This window comes from Pseudomonas macauensis, assembly GCF_047902425.1.
Classification (GTDB): Bacteria; Pseudomonadota; Gammaproteobacteria; order Pseudomonadales; family Pseudomonadaceae; genus Pseudomonas.
Map to the genome: position 1 here is coordinate 3,570,746 of NZ_CP138377.1, position 12,251 is coordinate 3,582,996.

At 62.6% G+C, this 12,251-nt stretch carries 11 protein-coding genes; 5 read left to right on the forward strand and 6 right to left on the reverse strand.

Annotated elements, in window-relative coordinates:
- Window positions 1-36: 36 nt before the first annotated feature.
- The 3 genes from SD196_RS16310 to ftsK are packed head-to-tail and all read right to left on the reverse strand — an operon-like array spanning window position 37 to window position 4,504.
- Window positions 37-1,362, reverse strand: a complete 1,326-nt coding sequence (locus SD196_RS16310; RefSeq protein ID WP_275611445.1) for a replication-associated recombination protein A — start codon at window positions 1,360-1,362, stop codon at window positions 37-39.
- 35 nt (window positions 1,363-1,397) lie between these two features.
- Window positions 1,398-2,021, reverse strand: coding sequence for an outer membrane lipoprotein chaperone LolA (gene lolA / locus SD196_RS16315; protein ID WP_275611444.1), 624 nt, complete (start codon window positions 2,019-2,021; stop codon window positions 1,398-1,400).
- 17 nt (window positions 2,022-2,038) lie between these two features.
- The gene (gene ftsK / locus SD196_RS16320) at window positions 2,039-4,504 is read right to left on the reverse strand and encodes a DNA translocase FtsK (protein WP_370599609.1); all 2,466 of its coding nucleotides are present in this window, start codon (window positions 4,502-4,504) and stop codon (window positions 2,039-2,041) included.
- Between the two features lie 170 nt (window positions 4,505-4,674).
- Between ftsK and trxB the strand changes: the two genes are divergently transcribed.
- The 4 genes from trxB to infA all read left to right on the forward strand — a co-directional run bounded on the left by trxB (window position 4,675) and on the right by infA (window position 7,431).
- Window positions 4,675-5,625 (forward strand): thioredoxin-disulfide reductase, encoded by a 951-nt coding sequence (gene trxB / locus SD196_RS16325; protein ID WP_343573356.1) that lies wholly within the window; start codon window positions 4,675-4,677, stop codon window positions 5,623-5,625.
- Window positions 5,626-5,663: 38 nt separating this feature from the next.
- The gene (gene aat, locus SD196_RS16330; RefSeq protein WP_275611441.1) at window positions 5,664-6,368 is read left to right on the forward strand and encodes a leucyl/phenylalanyl-tRNA--protein transferase; all 705 of its coding nucleotides are present in this window, start codon (window positions 5,664-5,666) and stop codon (window positions 6,366-6,368) included.
- Between the two features lie 31 nt (window positions 6,369-6,399).
- Window positions 6,400-7,107: an arginyltransferase gene (locus SD196_RS16335; protein ID WP_275611440.1), complete on the forward strand. Its 708-nt coding sequence runs from the start codon at window positions 6,400-6,402 to the stop codon at window positions 7,105-7,107.
- A gap of 105 nt (window positions 7,108-7,212) precedes the next feature.
- Window positions 7,213-7,431, forward strand: a complete 219-nt coding sequence (gene infA, locus SD196_RS16340) for a translation initiation factor IF-1 (protein WP_002553999.1) — start codon at window positions 7,213-7,215, stop codon at window positions 7,429-7,431.
- 97 nt (window positions 7,432-7,528) lie between these two features.
- Here infA and clpA read toward each other — a convergent pair whose 3' ends face one another.
- Together clpA and clpS are read right to left on the reverse strand one after the other, a co-directional pair.
- On the reverse strand, window positions 7,529-9,802 hold the full coding sequence (gene clpA, locus SD196_RS16345; RefSeq protein ID WP_275611439.1) for an ATP-dependent Clp protease ATP-binding subunit ClpA: 2,274 nt from the start codon (window positions 9,800-9,802) through the stop codon (window positions 7,529-7,531).
- Window positions 9,803-9,830: 28 nt separating this feature from the next.
- Window positions 9,831-10,193 carry an ATP-dependent Clp protease adapter ClpS gene (gene clpS / locus SD196_RS16350; RefSeq protein WP_275611438.1) on the reverse strand — a complete coding sequence of 121 codons (363 nt, stop codon included), beginning with the start codon at window positions 10,191-10,193 and terminating at the stop codon, window positions 9,831-9,833.
- A 228-nt stretch (window positions 10,194-10,421) separates the two neighbouring features.
- Between clpS and cspD the strand changes: the two genes are divergently transcribed.
- Window positions 10,422-10,697 (forward strand): cold shock domain-containing protein CspD, encoded by a 276-nt coding sequence (gene cspD, locus SD196_RS16355; protein WP_275611437.1) that lies wholly within the window; start codon window positions 10,422-10,424, stop codon window positions 10,695-10,697.
- A gap of 69 nt (window positions 10,698-10,766) precedes the next feature.
- Here the strand turns inward: cspD and icd are convergent, their stop codons facing one another.
- Window positions 10,767-12,020 (reverse strand): NADP-dependent isocitrate dehydrogenase, encoded by a 1,254-nt coding sequence (icd, locus tag SD196_RS16360; RefSeq protein ID WP_275611436.1) that lies wholly within the window; start codon window positions 12,018-12,020, stop codon window positions 10,767-10,769.
- Window positions 12,021-12,251 lie beyond the last annotated feature (231 nt).

The window sequence follows — 12,251 nt, forward strand, 5'->3', positions numbered from 1 at the left end:
CGTGTCTAGTGTCAGGTGGCGCTCGCGGGCGCCACTTCAGGATTTTCTGCGCTTGCGCGGACTGCTCTGGTCGAGATTCGCCAGGTGGCGCAACTTCTCGCCGATCTTCAGCTCCAGCCCGCGCGGCACGGGTTGGTAATACTGGCGCGGTTCCATGGACTCGGGGAAGTAGTCCTCCCCGGCCGCGTAGGCGTCCGGCTCATCATGGGCGTAACGATACTCGTCGCCATAGCCCAGGTTCTTCATCAATTTGGTCGGTGCGTTGCGCAAGTGCAGCGGCACTTCCAGCGAGCCGCTCTCCGCCACATCACGGCGCGCGGTGTTGTAGGCGTTGTAGACGGCATTGCTCTTCGGTGCACAGGCCAGGTAGACGATAGCCTGCGCAATGGCCAATTCACCTTCCGGACTGCCCAGGCGCTCCTGCACATCCCAGGCGTTGAGGCACAGGGTCAGCGCGCGGGGGTCGGCGTTGCCGATGTCCTCGCTGGCCATACGCACCACACGGCGGGCAATGTAGAGCGGGTCACAGCCGCCATCGAGCATGCGCGAGTACCAGTACAGCGCACCGTCCGGGCTGGAGCCGCGCACCGATTTGTGCAGCGCGCTGATCTGGTCATAGAACGCCTCGCCGCCCTTGTCGAATCGACGGCGCGAGTCGCCCAGCAGGTTCTGCAGCAACTCGGCGCTGATCTCGCCATTGTCCTCGGCGAGGTCCGAGGCGTTCTCCAGCAGGTTGAGCAGGCGCCGGCCATCGCCGTCGGCGGCGGCCATGAGGATGGCGAAGCTATCGTCGGGCAGGCTCAGGTTGCGCTTGCCCAGCCCCTTCTCTTCGGTGAGTGCGCGCTGCACCAGGCGACGCAGGGCCGCTTCGTCCAGGCTTTTCAGCACGTAGACGCGGGCGCGGGAGAGCAGCGCATTGTTCAGTTCGAAGGACGGGTTCTCGGTGGTCGCACCGATGAAGATCAGGGTGCCGTCTTCGACATAAGGCAGGAAGGCATCCTGCTGGCTCTTGTTGAAGCGGTGCACCTCGTCGACGAAGAGGATGGTGCGGCGGCCGTACTGCGCGGCGTGCTGCTTGGCCACCTCCACCGACTGGCGGATTTCCTTCACCCCCGAGAGCACCGCCGAGATGGTCTCGAAGTGCGCATCGGTGACCTGGGCCAGCAGCTTCGCCAGGGTGGTCTTGCCGACCCCGGGCGGGCCCCAGAAGATCATCGAATGCAGCGCGCCCTGCTCCAGCGCCTCGCGCAGCGGCTTGCCGCGCGCGAGCAGGTGCTCCTGGCCGACGTACTCGTCCAGGCTGGTCGCGCGCAGGCGCGCGGCCAGGGGCTGGGAAACGGGGGCGGAGCGGAACAGGTCCACGGTCTTACCTATCGATCAATCCAGCACGAGGCCGGTTATTCCTGGATGACGTCGACGCCCTTGGGCACGTCGAAGACGAACTGCTTGGCGTCCATCGCCTCGTTCATCTTCACGTCGAAGAACAGGATGTTGGTACGCTGACCGACGCTGTCGACCAGTTGCATGTCGTTCACCACACCGCTGCGGAAGGAAATCCGCAGGCTGTCGAACAGGGTGTCCTTGGCCTTGGGCTTGAGGATGAAGTCCACCACGTTGCCGCCGTCTTTGGCGGTGATGTCGAAGCTCTGGCCGATCTTCGAGACGTCGCCGGAAAGCAGCAGCGCCGGGGTCTGGGTCAGGCGCTGGTCGAGCTTCTGGATGGTCACCTGCTCCAGGTCCGGGTCGTAAAGCCAGATTTTCTCGCCATTGGAGATGAGCAGTTGCTCATTCGGCGCATCGGTGTGCCAACGGAACAGACCGGGGCGCTTGAGGCCCAGGGTGCCGGCGGTTTCCTGCAGGCGGGTGCCGCTACCGTCCAGGGTCAGCTGGGAGAAGCGCGCGGTCATGGTCTGGGCCTTGCTGAGCATACCGCTCAGGCGCTGGGCGGCGGCATCGTCAGCGTGGGCCTGCGCGCCGGCAATGGCCAGCGCAGCAACGAACAACATGCGAATCAGACGCATATATCCTCGAAGTCGAATCAATCACGAATCGGGGCCGGCGCGATGACTTCGCGCGAGCCATTGGTATTCATCGGGGTGACCACGCCAGCCATTTCCATCGCCTCGATCATCCGCGCGGCGCGGTTGTAACCGATCTTCAGCTTGCGCTGCACGGCGGAAATGGACGCACGGCGACTTTCAGTGACGAAACGCACGGCCTCGTCATAGAGCGGATCATCCTCGCTGCCCTCGCCGCCCTCGCCGCCTTCGAAGCTGCCACCGCCCGAACCGCCGCCTTCATCGGCGCCGGCGAGGATGTCTTCGATGTAGTTCGGCGCGCCACGCAGCTTCCAGGCCTCGACCACACGGTGTACTTCGTCGTCGGAGACGAAGGCGCCATGGACACGGATCGGCAGGCCGGTGCCCGGCGGCAGGTAGAGCATGTCACCGTGGCCCAGCAGCTGCTCGGCGCCACCCTGGTCGAGGATGGTGCGCGAGTCGATCTTGCTGGATACCTGGAAGGCAATACGGGTCGGGATGTTCGCCTTGATCAGGCCGGTGATCACGTCCACCGATGGACGCTGGGTCGCCAGGATCAGGTGGATACCCGCCGCACGCGCCTTCTGGGCGATACGGGCGATCAGCTCTTCCACCTTCTTGCCGACGATCATCATCATGTCGGCGAATTCGTCTACCACCACCACGATGGTCGGCAGGGTCTGCAGCAGTGGAGCTTCGTCTTCCATGCTCTCGCGGCGGTACAGCGGGTCGGTCAGCGGCGTGCCGGCCTCTTCCGCGTCCTTCACCTTGCGGTTGAAACCGGCGAGGTTACGCACGCCCATGGCCGCCATCAGCTTGTAGCGGCGCTCCATCTCCGCCACGCTCCAGCGCAGGGCGTTGGCGGCTTCCTTCATGTCGGTGACGACCGGGCAGAGCAGGTGCGGAATGCCTTCGTAGATCGACAGTTCCAGCATCTTCGGGTCGATCATGATCAGCCGCGCCTCTTCCGGCGTGGACTTGAACAGGATCGACAGCAGCATGGCGTTCACGCCCACCGACTTACCGGAACCGGTGGTACCGGCCACCAGCAGGTGCGGCATCTTCGCCAGGTCGGTGATGATCGGGTTGCCGCCGATGTCGTGGCCCAGGGCCAGTGGCACGGTGGACTTGTGCTCGTCGTACTCGGGCGTCATCAGCACTTCGGAGAAGCGCACCATCTGCCGGTCTTCGTTGGGAATCTCGATGCCCACGGTAGTCTTGCCGGGGATCACTTCCACCACGCGCACGCTGATCACCGCCAGCGAGCGCGCCAGGTCCTTGGCCAGGTTGGAGATACGGCTGACCTTCACGCCGGCGGCCGGCTGGATTTCGAAACGGGTGATCACCGGGCCCGGATGGACCGACTCGACCACCACTTCGACGCCGAACTCCTTGAGCTTGATCTCCAGCAGGCGCGACATGGCCTCCAGGGATTCCGGGGAGTAGCTCTGCTTCTTCTCGGCAGCCGGGTCGAGGATCGACAGCGGCGGCAGCGTGCCTTCCACGGCTGTGTCGACGAACAGCGGCGCCTGTTTTTCCTTCAGCACGCGCTTGCTCGGCTCGGCCGGCTTGGCGGCCGGCGGCGGCACGTCGATCTTCGGCGCCACGCGTTTCTCGCGCTCCTGCACGCTCTTGACCAGGGCTTCCTCGCGCTCGATCAGGCGCTCCTTGACCTTGGCCTGTTCGCGGCGGTCAGCAACGATGGGGGCGGCAACCTCGGCCACACGCTCGTCCACCTCACGCAGCTGGGCGACCAGTTGCTTGTGCTCGCTGCGGGCGCTCCACCAGCGGTTGGCGGCATTGTGGATCAGTTCGAAGAGATCGAGGGTGATCTTGCCGGTAACGTCCATGACCTTGAACCAGGACAGGTCGGCGAAGACGGTCATGCCAAACAGGAACAGGGCCAGGAACAGCAGCGTGCTGCCCTGCACGTTCAGCGCATTGACACCCAGTTGCCCCAGGCTCTCGCCCAGGGCGCCGCCGGCACTGGCCGGCATGTGGCTGCCGCTGGCATGGAAATGGATGTAGGCCAGCGCGGAACCGGCCAGCACCAGGAACACCAGGCCGATCAGGCGCCAGGAGAACAGCCAGCCGCTCCACTCCCAGGGCATGTGCCGCTTGCGGAAGACCTGATAGGTCTTCACCGCCAGCAACAGCGGGAACAGGTAGGCGAAATAGCCCAGCACCATGAACAGGATGTCGGCGCTCAGAGCACCCAGGCGGCCGGCGGCGTTCTGCACCTGATCGACGTGGCTGGAGTGGCTCCAGCCCGGATCGGACGGATCATAGGTGAGCAACGCCATCCACAGGTAAAGGCAGAGCGCGCCCAGCGCGATCAACGCCCCTTCCTTCAGGCGATAGTGCAGTTGCTGACGCCAGGCGGCGGCATGGCTTGCTGTGGTGGTGTCCTTCAAAACGCGTCTATTCCTGCGCTCTACGCGCGTCCGAGAGTCGTTGAGCCTCAAAACGGGCCTATTGTACGGCTTTGGCCAGCCGATGCCAGCGAGCCCGGAAGCGTCCGACGGCGCTTTTGCCGGCTTTCCGAGGTTCGGTGTAGCATAGCCCATCACCGTTTTTCGGCTGCTCAATTGGAGCATGCATTCTCTTACGTGACAAAGGCTTATGGAGTCTTTTTATGAGTGAAGTCAAGCATTCGCGCCTGATCATCCTGGGCTCCGGCCCCGCCGGCTACACCGCTGCCGTGTACGCCGCCCGCGCCAACCTCAAGCCTGTTGTCATCACCGGCATCCAGCCCGGCGGCCAGCTCACCACCACCACCGAAGTCGACAACTGGCCGGGCGACGTCGAAGGCCTGACCGGTCCCGCCCTGATGGAGCGCATGCAGCAGCACGCCCAGCGTTTCGATACCGAGATCGTCTACGACCACATCCACACCGCCGAGTTGCAGAGCAAGCCCTTCACCCTCAAGGGTGACAGCGGTACCTACACCTGCGACGCACTGATCATCGCCACCGGCGCCTCGGCCCAGTACCTGGGCATGTCCTCCGAGGAGGCCTTCATGGGCCGCGGCGTTTCCGCCTGCGCCACCTGCGATGGCTTCTTCTACCGCAACCAGGTGGTCTGCGTGGTCGGCGGCGGCAACACCGCCGTGGAAGAAGCACTCTACCTGTCCAATATTGCCAAGGAAGTGCACCTGATCCACCGCCGCGACAAGCTGCGCTCGGAGAAGATCCTGCAGGACAAGCTGTTCGAGAAAGCCCAGAACGGCAACGTGCACCTGCACTGGAACACCACCCTGGACGAAGTCCTGGGCGACGACATGGGCGTGATCGGTGTACGCCTGAAGGACGCCGAAACCGGCGCAACCCGCCAGCTGGACCTGTCCGGCGTGTTCATCGCCATCGGCCACAAGCCCAACACCGACCTGTTCACCGGCCAGTTGGCCATGCATGACGGCTACCTGAAGATCAAGGGCGGCTCCGAAGGCAACGCCACCCAGACCAGCATCGAAGGCGTGTTCGCCGCAGGCGACGTGGCCGACCACGTCTACCGCCAGGCGATCACCTCCGCCGGCGCCGGCTGCATGGCCGCGCTGGACGCCGAGAAGTTCCTCGACGACAACTGATCGGTCAAAGGGGAGGCCCGCCCTCCCCTCCTCCGCCCATGCTCAATTGGCTTTCCCGCGACAACTTCGATTTCCCGCCCCTGGACAAGGCCCTGCACGAGCCCAACGGCCTGCTCGCGGCCGGTGGCGACCTCGACCCGCGCCGCCTGATCCAGGCGTACCGTCACGGCTGTTTCCCCTGGTACCAGGACGGCCAACCGATCCTCTGGTGGTCGCCCGATCCGCGCACCGTACTCTTCCCCGACGAACTGCACGTTTCCCGCAGCCTGGCCAAATGCCTGCGCCAGCAGCGCTACCAGGTCAGCATCGACCAGGCCTTCGAGCGGGTCATCCACGGCTGCGCCAGCCCGCGTGATTACGCCGACGGAACCTGGATCACCACGCCAATGCAGCAGGCCTACTGCGAGCTGCATCGCCTGGGCGTCGCACACTCGGTGGAAGCCTGGGATGGCGACAAGCTGGTCGGCGGCCTGTACGGACTGGCCATTGGTCGGCTGTTCTTCGGCGAATCCATGTTCAGCCGTGCGGACAATGCCTCCAAGGTGGCGTTCGTCACCCTGGTGCAGCGCCTCAAGACTGCCGGTTTCGAGCTGATCGACTGCCAGATGCCAACCCAGCACCTGCACAGCTTTGGCGCGCGAGCCATTTCCCGGCGCGAATTCGCCGCTTATCTGCGCCGCCATCTCGACCAATCACCACTGCAGGACTGGACTTCCCAAGCGGACCAGCCCAGCCTGACATAAACTTGCCAGAGGGTCCTCGCAGGGGTTGAAGATGACCGAGCTTGCCCGCCTGAAGTTTTACGCCACACAGCCGCACCCATGCAGCTATCTGCCCGAGGAGCAGGCCACCACCCTGTTCCTCGATCCCAGCCAGCCCATGGACGCGCAGCTGTACGCCTCGCTTTCGGAGGTCGGCTTCCGGCGCAGCGGCGAACACCTGTACCGCCCCCACTGCCAGCACTGCACCGCCTGCATCCCGGCACGCATCCCGGCCGCCGGTTTCCAGCCCAGCCGCCAGCAGAAGCGCATCCTCAAGCGCAACGTCGACCTCGAAGTCATCCGCAAGCGACCGACCTTCACCGAGGAGTACTACGCGCTGTACATGCGCTACATCGAACAGCGCCACGCCGACGGAGACATGTACCCGCCCAGCCGCGACCAGTTCGCCACCTTCCTGGTCCGCGACCTGCCGTTCAGCTGTTTCTTCGAGTTCCGCCTGCAAGGCCGCCTGCTGGCCGTCGCGGTCACCGACGTCCTACCCAACGGACTCTCGGCGGTCTACACCTTCTACGACCCCGACGAAGAGCGCCGCAGCCTGGGGCGCTACGCCATCCTCTGGCAGATCGCCGAGACCCACCGACTGGGTCTGCACGCGGTCTATCTCGGTTACTGGATCAAGAACTGCCGGAAGATGAACTACAAGACCCAGTACCGACCAATCGAGCTGTTCGTGAACCAGCGCTGGGTCGTGCTGAACTGACTCTTTACACGCCACTTGGCGTTTTGGCGCATTTTCAGGCACAATGTGTGCCTTTTTTAATGGCCTGAAACTTCAGGCAATCATAGATACCGAGGGCTCTACTGCATGTCGAAAGAAGACAGCTTCGAAATGGAAGGCACTGTCGTCGACACCCTGCCCAACACCATGTTCCGCGTGGAGTTGGAGAACGGGCACGTCGTTACCGCGCACATCTCCGGCAAGATGCGCAAGAACTACATCCGCATCCTGACCGGCGACAAGGTTCGCGTAGAACTGACGCCCTACGACCTGTCCAAGGGTCGTATCACCTACCGCGCCCGCTGACGGACGGTAGCGCCGGAAGTCAGATCCGGCACACAGAAAAACGCCCGGCAATGCCGGGCGTTTTCGTTTGCGCCTTATTTTTTAAACCTGAGCATCGTCAGGCTGGCTCTACGGCGATCACTTCGAACTCGAAGGCCAGTTCGCCATCCTTCAGGTCCACATGGGCCACACCACCGTGCTCGGCCAGCTCGCCGAACAGGATCTCTTCGGCCAGCGGCCGCTTGATCTTGTCCTGGATCAGCCGCGCCATCGGACGCGCACCCATCTGCGGGTCGTAGCCCTTCTCCGCCAGCCAGCCGCGCGCCGCGTCGCTGACCTCGATCTGCACGTGCTTATCCTCCAACTGCGCCTGCAGCTCGGTGAGGAACTTGTCGACGATGCTCTTGATGGTCTCGAGACTGAGGCGACCGAACTGGATGATGGTGTCCAGACGGTTGCGGAACTCCGGCGTGAAGCTCTTCTTGATCACTTCCATGGCATCGGTCGAGTGATCCTGCAGCGTGAAGCCGATGGAGGCCCGCGCCGCAGTTTCCGCGCCCGCGTTGGTGGTCATGATCAAGATGACGTTGCGGAAGTCCGCCTTGCGCCCGTTGTTGTCGGTCAGGGTGCCGTGGTCCATCACCTGCAGCAGCAGGTTGAAGACTTCCGGGTGCGCCTTCTCGATCTCATCCAGCAGCAGTACGCAGTGCGGCGTCTTGGTGATCGCCTCGGTGAGCAGGCCACCCTGGTCGAAGCCAACGTAACCCGGAGGCGCACCGATCAGACGAGATACGGTGTGCCGCTCCATGTACTCGGACATGTCGAAGCGCACCAACTCCACGCCCAGCGCCTTGGCCAACTGACGAGCCACCTCGGTCTTGCCCACCCCGGTCGGACCGGAGAACAGGAAGGAACCGACCGGCTTGTCCGGCGACTTCAGACCCGCACGGGACAGTTTGATCGCAGTGGACAGCGACTCGATGGCAGCAGCCTGACCGAACACCGTCAGCTTCAGGTCGCGCTCGAGGTTGCGCAGCAGCTCTTTATCGGAGCTGGAGACGTGCTTCGGAGGAATGCGCGCGATCTTCGCGACGATATCCTCGACCTGCGGAACTTCGATGCGCTTCACGCGCTTCTCTTCCGGCTGCAGACGCTGATAGGCGCCGGCCTCGTCGATCACGTCGATGGCCTTGTCCGGCATGTGCCTGTCATTGATGTAGCGCGCGGCCAGTTCGGCGGCGGCACGCAGCGCCTCGTCGCTGTACTCGACGTGGTGGTGCTGCTCGAAGCGCGGCTTCAGGCCTTTCAGGATACCGTAGGTGTCCTCGACGGACGGCTCGGTGACATCAACCTTCTGGAAGCGACGAGCCAGCGCCCGATCCTTCTCGAAGATGCCGCGGAATTCCTGGAAGGTGGTGGAGCCGATGCAGCGGATCTCGCCGGACGACAGCAGCGGCTTGAGCAGGTTGGACGCATCCATCACACCACCCGATGCCGCGCCAGCGCCGATGATGGTGTGGATTTCGTCGATGAACAGCACGGCATGCGGACGCTTGCGCAGCTCATTGAGCAGCGCCTTGAAGCGCTTCTCGAAATCGCCGCGATACTTGGTGCCCGCCAGCAGCGCGCCCAGGTCGAGGGAATAGACGACGCTGTCGGACAGCAGGTCCGGCACCTGGCCGTCAACGATGCGCTTGGCCAGACCTTCGGCGATGGCGGTCTTGCCGACGCCAGCCTCACCCACCAGCAGCGGGTTGTTCTTGCGGCGGCGCGCGAGAATCTGCGCAACACGCTCGACTTCGGTTTCACGACCAACCAGCGGATCGATGCGCCCCTGGCGCGCCAGGTCGTTCAGGTTGCTGGCATAGGCATCCAGAGGATGACTGGAGGTAGAAGACTCGCCGCCCTCCTCGTCCTGCATGTCCTGCTCGCTTTCCTGATGCTCGGCATGGCCCGGCACCTTGGAAATGCCGTGGGCGATGTAGTTGACCACATCGATACGCGCGACGCTCTGCTGCTTGAGCAGGAACACCGCCTGGCTTTCCTGTTCGCTGAAGATGGCCACCAGCACATTGGCACCGGTCACTTCGCGCTTGCCGGAGCTCTGCACGTGGAACACCGCGCGCTGCAATACGCGCTGGAAGCCCAGGGTCGGCTGGGTCTCGCGGTCCTCATCATGCTGGGGGATCAGTGGCGTGGTGGAGTCGATGAACTCCTGCAGGTCCCGCCGCAGCTTGTCCAGATTGGCTCCACACGCTCTCAGGACCGTTGCGGCGGCTTCGTTATCCAGAAGCGCCAACAGCAAGTGCTCAACGGTCATGAACTCATGCCGCTTCGCCCGCGCCTCCTTGAAGGCGAGATTGAGGGTGACTTCGAGCTCTCGATTCAACATGACTTCACCTCGCTCCCAAACATCCGCATCAACCTTCTATCTCAATTTCGCACAACAGTGGATGTTGGCTCTCCCTCGCATATTGATTGACCTGCATGGCTTTGGTTTCAGCGACATCACGGGTAAAGGTCCCGCAGTTCGCCTTGCCTTGAGTATGCACGGTCAACATGACCTTGGTTGCCTGCTCTCGGTTCATGTTGAAGTACAACTCGAGCACCTCAACCACGAAATCCATCGGGGTGTAATCATCGTTGAACATGATGACCCGATACATGGACGGCGGCTTCAGCGCGGGCTTGGATTCCTCGACCGCGAGCCCCGTCCCTTCGTCTTCCAATGGATCCGGGCGGTCCTGATTGAATGTTAGTCGAATCTGGCTACTTGCATGCATGCTGGAATAAAAGCTTTGCGAGTGGGTGAATGAGGGGGCCGACCGGAGTTTGAAACGTCTCTCAGGCCCAGACGACGCCGCCTTGACTAACGGCAAAAGGGTGTTACAACCAAAGGATACCCCCCGGAGGGTATCAGGAGTTCCGGACGCCAGCCTCTGATAAAGGCTGTAGCGGAATCGTAGTGGATGATACTCCAGCGATGGAGTCCTTTGCAGAGGGATATCAGCATGCTCAGCGGTAAGGTCAAGTGGTTCAACAACGCCAAGGGCTATGGATTCATCCTGGCTGAAGGCCGAGATGAGGACCTGTTCGCTCATTACTCGGCGATCCAGATGGATGGCTACAAGACACTCAAGGCCGGCCAACCCGTAAGCTTCGAGATCCTGCAAGGTCCGAAGGGGTTGCATGCGGTTAACATTCAACCCATCAACGCCAGCGTATCCGCACCCTCCGCCCAGACTGCCCCGAGCAGCGAGATGCAGAACATCACGGCAGAGGCCTGATCCTCCCGGATCAGCAGAATGAAAAAAGGCCGGCATCAGCCGGCCTTTTTTATGGGTGCATCACCCAGCTTACATCTTGGCGATGATCGCGTCGCCGAACTCCGAGCAGGACAGCAGCTTGGCGCCGTCCATCAGGCGTTCGAAATCGTAGGTAACAGTTCTGGCCGCGATGGCGCCGTTCACGCCCTTGATGATCAGGTCGGCCGCTTCCGGCCAGCCCAGGTGACGCAGCATCATCTCGGCGGAAAGGATCACCGAACCCGGGTTCACCTTGTCCAACCCCGCGTACTTGGGCGCGGTGCCGTGGGTCGCCTCGAACATGGCCACCGAATCGGACAGGTTGGCCCCCGGCGCGATACCGATGCCGCCCACCTCCGCCGCCAGGGCGTCGGAGAGGTAGTCACCGTTCAGGTTCAGGGTGGCGATCACGTCGTACTCGGCCGGACGCAGCAGGATCTGCTGCAGCATGGCGTCGGCGATCACGTCCTTCACCACGATGTTCTTGCCGGTATTGGGGTTCTTGAACTGCATCCACGGGCCGCCGTCGAGCAGTTGGGCGCCGAACTCGTCGCGAGCGAGTTCGTAGCCCCAGTCCTTGAAGGCACCCTCGGTGAATTTCATGATGTTGCCTTTATGAACGATGGTCACGGAGCTGCGATCATTGTCCACGGCGTACTGCAGGGCCTTGCGCACCAGGCGCTTGGTGCCCTCCTGGGAAACCGGCTTGATGCCGATGCCACAGTTTTCGGTGAAGCGGATCTTCTTGACGCCCATTTCCTCGGTGAGGAACTTGATGACCTTCTGGGCTTCGGGGGTGCCGGCTTTCCATTCGACGCCGGCATAGATGTCTTCGGAGTTCTCCCGGAAGATCACCATGTCCACGTCGCCGGGTTTCTTCACCGGGCTGGGCACGCCTTCGAACCAGCGCACCGGGCGCAGGCAGACATAGAGGTCGAGCTGCTGGCGAAGGGCTACGTTCAGCGAACGGATGCCACCGCCGACCGGAGTGGTCAGCGGCCCCTTGATGGAGACGACGTAATCGCGAACGGCGTCCAGGGTTTCCTGGGGCAGCCAGGTGTCCTGGTCGTAGACCTGGGTGGCCTTCTCGCCGGCGTAGACTTCCATCCACGCAATCTTGCGGTCGCCCTTGTAGGCTTTCTCGACGGCTGCGTCGACGACCTTGATCATGACCGGGCTGATGTCGACGCCAATGCCATCACCCTCGATGAAGGGGATGATCGGGTTCTTCGGTACATTCAAGGACATATCGGCGTTGACGGTGATTTTGTCACCGGCCGGCACCTGGATCTTTTGGTATCCCATGCTGAACTCCGCTTTTTGGTTGAAACCCTCTTGCAGCCACTGAGGGTAGCTCACAAGTCGATGATCGAACCACATCATTCCTTAGTCTAAAAAAGGCACGCACATCACCCTGCCTTTAGGGTGGTATACTGGCGGCCATGACTTAATGGTCATCGAGGTCCGAGCAGTCTGGGACCAGACTCTCTCCTCGTAACGACGGAGTCCACACCAGGAACCCGCCGTACAACGCTC

What these genes read in the sequence shown, in the direction of transcription:
- lolA (WP_275611444.1), bottom strand. Translation starts at nt 2,021, where the DNA reads ATGCGTCTGATTCGCATGTTGTTCGTTGCTGCGCTGGCCATTGCCGGC.
- trxB (WP_343573356.1), top strand. Translation starts at nt 4,675, where the DNA reads ATGAGTGAAGTCAAGCATTCGCGCCTGATCATCCTGGGCTCCGGCCCC.
- aat (WP_275611441.1), top strand. Translation starts at nt 5,664, where the DNA reads ATGCTCAATTGGCTTTCCCGCGACAACTTCGATTTCCCGCCCCTGGAC.
- SD196_RS16335 (WP_275611440.1), top strand. Translation starts at nt 6,400, where the DNA reads ATGACCGAGCTTGCCCGCCTGAAGTTTTACGCCACACAGCCGCACCCA.
- infA (WP_002553999.1), top strand. Translation starts at nt 7,213, where the DNA reads ATGTCGAAAGAAGACAGCTTCGAAATGGAAGGCACTGTCGTCGACACC.
- clpA (WP_275611439.1), bottom strand. Translation starts at nt 9,802, where the DNA reads ATGTTGAATCGAGAGCTCGAAGTCACCCTCAATCTCGCCTTCAAGGAG.
- clpS (WP_275611438.1), bottom strand. Translation starts at nt 10,193, where the DNA reads ATGCATGCAAGTAGCCAGATTCGACTAACATTCAATCAGGACCGCCCG.
- cspD (WP_275611437.1), top strand. Translation starts at nt 10,422, where the DNA reads ATGCTCAGCGGTAAGGTCAAGTGGTTCAACAACGCCAAGGGCTATGGA.
- icd (WP_275611436.1), bottom strand. Translation starts at nt 12,020, where the DNA reads ATGGGATACCAAAAGATCCAGGTGCCGGCCGGTGACAAAATCACCGTC.